The organism is Clostridium sp. CAG:265, assembly GCF_000436575.1.
GTDB lineage: Bacteria > Bacillota > Clostridia > Clostridiales > Clostridiaceae > Clostridium > Clostridium lentum.
This window is the reverse complement of sequence record NZ_FR886585.1, coordinates 42,559-48,652: the sequence shown is the minus strand read 5'-3', so window position 1 is coordinate 48,652 and position 6,094 is coordinate 42,559. Positions and strand designations below refer to the sequence as shown.

Genomic DNA, 6,094 nt, shown 5'->3' with positions numbered 1-6,094 from the left:
GACTTAAAAGAATTGCTGGTTTTATATTAACTATATTCTGTTTAATTTTCAAAGATCATCTCGCGTCTCTCGACTGCTTTTTTATGATAACATTTCTGTTTTCATCTGTCAACATATTTTTTTAAATTCTTTTTTAGAACTTTTTTCTACATGCTAACCTTTCTTTCGAGGAAGTTTGTTTGCTCCCTGGAACGCTTATTATCTTAACATTTTAAATAGGCTATATAAACTTATTTATTATTATTTTTGATTATTTATTCTTTATATACTCATTATATCTTTATTTTTCTAACAAATTCATATATAGATACACCTGGAACGGTGTTACTGATTTAATCTCATAATTCATAATAATCATCTATTCCTTAAAGTTAAACATCAATTACTACGAAAATTAAGTATATATTAAGATATAAATTGTAGGAGGGCTTATATTTTGAAAAAACTAATTTTAATACCTTTAATTTATTGTGTTTTATTAATAGGGTGTAGTAAAGCTAGCGATCCAACTACTACTGATTCAACTTCCAAAACTTCATCTAATGCAGAAAGTAGTTCTTATTCAAGTACTAAAGTAACATTGCCATCTAAAACAATTAATTATAATGAAAGTACTCAAAACTTAAATTTTATTGCCTCTGACTTATCCTATAGTAAATTTATATCCATTGGACAATTGCTATTCTTTTCAGACAGCAATAATAACAATAAACTTTCAGTAACATCTTCATCATTATCAAAAAATTATATCGAAGATGAAAATATACAAGATATCTATGATTATTCAGTAGAATCTATGACCTCTATTGATAATATAATATACTTTACAAACACATCAGAAAATAATAACTTATATAAATTAGATTATGAAAAAAAATCAATAACATTAGTTTCGTCTGATAGCTTTAGTAAAATAGCTAGTTCAGCAAATGATATAATTTATATAAATAAAGCTATGGGTGACACTCTTGGATGTTATAATACAAAAAATAACACTTCCATACAACTATCTTCAGATAAATGTGGTTCCTTCATCGTTAACGGTGAATATATACTTTATCAAAACTTAAATGATAATTTATCATTATATGTAATAAAAAAAGATGGCTCTGGAAGACAAAAACTTACCAGCACAGGCGTAGATAGTTTTGCTACATATAAAAACTTTATAATTTATATAAATGCTGAAGATAACTATCTATATTCATTAAATCTATCATCAAAAAAAAGTCAAAGAATTGATTTATTAAAGGGTACAAATTTAAAGCATCATAATGAATCCTTTTATTTCATCAGTCTAGAACATTCAAATCATCTTTATTCTTTCTCCATTGATGATAAATTAAATGTAATAGGAAAAACGCCTCGTATAAATGATGCCATAAGCGATTATTATCTTACAGAAAGCGGAATGTTTTCTAAGCAAGGTATCAATATAAATAAAAGTTATTTTACAGCATATGAATAAAAGCAGGGAAAACCTGCTTTTATTTTATCTTATTTACCATTTCCTTAAAGTTGTTACCTCTTACCATAAAGTTAGGGAACATATCAAATGATGCACATGCTGGTGATAAAGTAACTATATCTCCTTCCTTAGCTATTCTCTTAGCTGTCATTACAGCCTCTCTTAAAGTTTTTACCATATATATAGGCATATTTAACTTCTCAGCTTTTATAACCTTATCAAATTCTTTTTTAATAGATTCTTTAGTAGCACCTAAAAGAATTAATGATTTTATATAAGGATAGCCTTCTTTAGCTAATACATCGAATGATATATGCTTATCATATCCACCAGCTATAAGGATTACTTGTGTATCAAAAGATTTCAATCCTGCTAAAGTTCTTGTAGGACTTGATGCTATTGAATCATTGTAGTATTTTACTCCCTTATATTCTCTTACAAATTCACATCTGTGTTCTACGCCTTGAAATGTTTCAGCAACTCTTCTCATTGTTGAATTATCTACATCATCTCTTGTAGCTTCAAAAGCAGCTAGAAAGTTTTCAACATTATGCATTCCCTTTATTATTATATTTTCTCTTCTACATATTTCTTTTCCATCTAGATATAGTATTCCATTTTCATATGAAGCTCCATAATCTAATCTCACTCTTGATGAAAAATCCCTTACTCTGCATTTTGCTTCATTTCTAAAGCTATTAGTAATTTCATTTTCACAATTTAATACTAATATATCCTGACTCTCTTGATGTAAGAATATATTTTTCTTAGCATTAATATATTCTTCCATATTTTTATGCATATCTAAATGATTTGGTGCTAAATTAGTTACTACTGCTACATCTATAGGAAGGTTCATTGTCATAAGCTGGAAACTTGAAAGTTCTAAAACTACCATATGATCTTCTTTAATTTCTTCTATCTTAGAAAATAAAGGAGTTCCTATATTTCCACCAACCCAAGTTTTATACCCTTGTGCTTCTAACAATTTTGAAATAATTGTTGTTGTTGTTGTCTTTCCATCTGAACCTGTTACTCCATAAACCTTACCTTTACAATATCTAACGAACTCTTCCATCTCTGAAGTTATATATGCTCCCTCTTCTTTTGCCTTTAAAAGCTCTTTATTATCAATTCTCATAGATGGGGTCTTAAATATAACATCAAAACCTATAAGTTTATCCAAATAACCTTTTCCTAGCTGGAACTCCACACCTTGCGTCTTAAATTCAGCAACTACACTTCCTAACTTTTCTTCTGTATTTCTATCAAAAGCAGTAACACTAGCCCCTAATTCTATTAAAAATTTTATTAAAGGTATGTTGCTTACTCCAACTCCTACTACTGCTACTTTTTTTCCTTTTATATAATTTTTAAATTCTTGAAAATCTTTTTTCATCTTTCCTCCACACCAATTTTCTTTTTCATTTAATATAGCTTCATTTTAAAATTTATTATAATTATAACATTATAGAAAATTATATTCCATAATTATTTCCATTAATTTACATGAATTTTCATGCAAAAAAAGAAAGAAGCTTAAAGCTTCTCTCCCTTAACTAAAATTCTAAACTCTTAGCTATAAAATCATTTAATTCTTCTATCTTAACTCTTTCTTGAGTCATACTATCTCTATGTCTTATAGTAACACATCCATCATTTTCTGTTTCAAAGTCAACAGTAATACAGAATGGAGTACCAATTTCATCTTGTCTTCTATATCTCTTACCAATACTTCCTGTTTCATCATATTCTATGTTGAAGTTCTTAGCTAATAATGAGTACACTTCATCAGCCTTTTCAGAAAGCTTTTTAGATAATGGTAATACAGCTGCTTTATATGGAGCTAAAGCTGGATGTAAATGAAGTACTGTTCTAACATCTCCACCTTCTAATTCCTCTTCATCATATGCATCTACTAAGAATGCTAAAGTAACTCTATCAGCTCCTAATGATGGTTCTATAACATATGGTACATACTTTTCATTTGTAGTAGGATCCATATATGTCATATCTGTTCCTGAATGTTCAGCATGCTTATTTAGATCGTAGTCAGTTCTATCTGCTATGCCCCATAATTCTCCCCAACCAAATGGGAATAAGTATTCTATATCAGATGTAGCATTTGAATAGAATGATAATTCTTCTTGTCCGTGATCTCTTATTCTTAAGTTATCTTTATTAACACCTAAGTTCATTAAGAAATTCCAGCAATAATCCTTCCAGAATCCAAACCATTCTAAGTCAGTTCCTGGCTTACAGAAAAACTCCAATTCCATTTGTTCGAATTCTCTTGTTCTAAATGTAAAGTTCCCTGGTGTAATTTCATTTCTGAAAGATTTACCTATTTGTGCTATACCAAATGGAACTTTCTTTCTTGAAGATCTTTGAACATTTTTAAAGTTAACAAATATACCTTGAGCTGTTTCTGGTCTTAAAAATATTTCACTTGAAGAATCCTCAGTTATACCTTGGAAAGTTTTAAACATTAAGTTGAACTTTCTTATTTCAGTGTAGTTTAATTTACCACACTTAGGACATACTATGTTATTTTTAGTTATATACTCCATTAACTGTTCATTTGTCCAACCATCTGCTGAAGCAACTTCTGCACCATTTTCAGTCATATGATCTTCAACTAACTTGTCAGCTCTAAATCTAGCTTTACATTCTTTACAATCCATTAAGGGATCTGAAAATCCTCCAACGTGTCCTGATGCAACCCAAACTTGTGGATTCATTAATATTGCACAATCAACACCTACATTATAAGGACTTTCTTGTACGAATTTTTTCCACCATGCTTTTTTTACATTGTTTTTAAATTCTACTCCTAATGGGCCGTAATCCCATGAATTTGCTAATCCTCCATATATATCTGATCCAGGGAATACAAACCCTCTGCTTTTACATAGAGCTACTATTTTATCCATAGTTTTTTCTACTGCCATCTTTTTACCTCCAAAATAATTTTATGTATTAAAAAAAGCCTTAATACCATAAAGGGACGAAATTATCATTCCGCGGTTCCACCCTTCTTGGCATAAGCCCAACTTTCACATACTATGCTCAAAAGTTCCCTTCATTTTAACATTCTAATGATTCTCACCAGCCATCATCTCTCTAAAAGAATATATTAAAATTACTCTTCTTTTTCACTGCATATATTAAATTATACCTTAATTTTATCAAATGCGATTTATATGTCAAGTATCCTCTAAAATTTTATTAAAACAATTATACTATAAAGAAAAAAAGAGTTTTATATAAGCAGATAATATCTGTTCATATAAAACTCTTTTAAAATAAAAGTGGCTCCGCGAAGAGGGCTCGAACCTCCAACCTATCGGTTAACAGCCGAGTGCTCCACCATTGAGCTATCGCGGAACGTTACCACAATGAATATTATATATAGTAATTTTTAAAAATGCAACCCCTTTTTTTAATTTTTTTTTAAATTTTACTTTTAATCTTATAATTTTCTTATAAATTACAAAAACTTTTGTAACGAATTTATATATAGATATGTTGTATAGTATTATTAGAAAAAAGAGCAGATTTATAATAAAATGAATTAGACAAAAAGTTGTGGAGGGAAACATAAAATAATGAATCATAAGAAAAAAAGATTTAATAAAAAGAAGAAAAGGCAAAGAAAAAGGGCAATATTAGCAATACGTATTTTAATAGTAATTACAGTATTTGTAGGAGTTAAATTTATTCCTAAACGTGAAAATCAAAATTTACAAATGGAAAATAATAGGACAAGTGATAGTGAACAATCCAATAATACTGAAGAAACAGAAAATAAGGAGGAAATAGAAACTCCTAAATTAGATAATAGTGGGTATACATCCTTTGAAGAGGACCCTAATGCAGATGATGCAGCTGTTGTTGCAGCAAATACTAAAGGACTTTTAAATAGAACTAAGACATATCCAGTAAGAACAGATGGTAAAAAGGTTGTTTATTTAACTTTTGATGATGGTCCATCACCGACTAATACGCCAGGTGTATTAGATGTATTAGATAAATATAATGTAAAGGCAACATTCTTTGTTTTAGGAACATCAATAGATGCTAATGATCAAGCAAAAGCATTACTAAAAAAGGAGGTTGCTAGAGGACATGCAATAGGAAATCATACATATAGTCATAATTATTCATACTTATATCCTAATAAAGTTATGAATGTAAATAATATTGTATCTGACCTTCAAAAAAATGAAAATGCAATGAAAGAGGTACTAGGAAAAGACTTTACAACAAGAGTTATTAGATTACCTGGTGGATATTGGTCATGGGATGGGCGTACAGCTATGAAAGAGGCTATGGAACAAGACGGATATTACAATGTAGACTGGAATGCCTTAGATAAAGATGCTGAAGGTCCAAAGAAAAATGCAGATCAATTAGTACAATGTACTAAAGAAAGTGTAGAAGCTTTAGGACCTAATGCAGATAGTGTTGTTTTATTAATGCATGATACTTATGGAAAAGAAGAAACTGTAAAAGCTCTTCCAAGAATAATTGAATATTTACAAAGTCAAGGATATGAATTTAGAACAATTAAATAAAAAAATGAGGCTGTTGCAAAAGCAACTAGCCGATTATATGGGAAAAGGT

4 protein-coding genes, 1 tRNA gene and 1 other annotated feature are annotated in these 6,094 nt (G+C 29.2%); of the genes, 2 read left to right on the top strand and 3 right to left on the bottom strand.

Annotated features, from left to right (window positions below):
• The first annotated feature begins 436 nt into the window (after positions 1–436).
• Positions 437–1,468, top strand: coding sequence for a DUF5050 domain-containing protein (locus Q5O29_RS02340; protein WP_022211416.1), 1,032 nt, complete (start codon positions 437–439; stop codon positions 1,466–1,468).
• A 19-nt stretch (positions 1,469–1,487) separates the two neighbouring features.
• Here Q5O29_RS02340 and murD read toward each other — a convergent pair whose 3' ends face one another.
• From murD to Q5O29_RS02325, 3 genes are all read right to left on the bottom strand, one after another.
• Entirely contained in the window at positions 1,488–2,867 is a 1,380-nt protein-coding gene (murD, locus tag Q5O29_RS02335; RefSeq protein ID WP_022211415.1) for a UDP-N-acetylmuramoyl-L-alanine--D-glutamate ligase, read from the bottom strand.
• Positions 2,868–3,027: 160 nt separating this feature from the next.
• Positions 3,028–4,419: a glycine--tRNA ligase gene (locus Q5O29_RS02330; RefSeq protein WP_022211414.1), complete on the bottom strand. Its 1,392-nt coding sequence runs from the start codon at positions 4,417–4,419 to the stop codon at positions 3,028–3,030.
• Positions 4,420–4,468: 49 nt separating this feature from the next.
• Positions 4,469–4,636 (bottom strand) — a binding site (T-box leader).
• Between the two features lie 144 nt (positions 4,637–4,780).
• A tRNA-Asn gene (locus tag Q5O29_RS02325) sits at positions 4,781–4,855 on the bottom strand.
• A gap of 221 nt (positions 4,856–5,076) precedes the next feature.
• Between Q5O29_RS02325 and Q5O29_RS02320 the strand changes: the two genes are divergently transcribed.
• On the top strand, positions 5,077–6,045 hold the full coding sequence (locus Q5O29_RS02320; RefSeq protein ID WP_022211413.1) for a polysaccharide deacetylase family protein: 969 nt from the start codon (positions 5,077–5,079) through the stop codon (positions 6,043–6,045).
• Positions 6,046–6,094 lie beyond the last annotated feature (49 nt).